At 70.1% G+C, this 395-nt stretch carries 1 pseudogene; it reads left to right on the plus strand.

Annotated elements, in window-relative coordinates:
• Window positions 1-395: pseudogene (locus tag DY926_RS15695) on the plus strand (methionine synthase); the annotation flags it as partial.

Genomic DNA, 395 nt, shown 5'->3' on the forward strand with positions numbered 1-395 from the left:
GGCAAGGCCCGGCGTGACAACCGCACGCAGGATATCGAGGATGCGGCCAGCCGTGGCTTCGGTCCCGTGGACAAGGTCGCCGCCCGTGCGCGCCGTGAGCGCCTGACCGCCGATGAACCCGTGCTGGCCCCGCCCTTCTGGGGCCCGCGCACGCTGGAAGCCACGCCGGAGGCGGTGCTGCCGTTCCTGAACGAGCGTTCGCTGTACCAGTTCCAGTGGGGGTTCCGTAAGCAGGGCCGGTCGCTGGAGGACTTCATGGTCTGGGCGCGCCAGGAACTGCGCCCGGTGCTGCGCCGCATGCTGGCGCTGTGCGCGGAAAACGACATCCTGCACCCGCGCGCCAGCTACGGCTACTGGAAGGCGGCGGGCGAGGGCAATGACCTTGTCCTGTTCGG

This window comes from Komagataeibacter melaceti (assembly GCF_003403295.1).
In the GTDB taxonomy this organism is placed as follows: Bacteria; Pseudomonadota; Alphaproteobacteria; order Acetobacterales; family Acetobacteraceae; genus Komagataeibacter; species Komagataeibacter melaceti.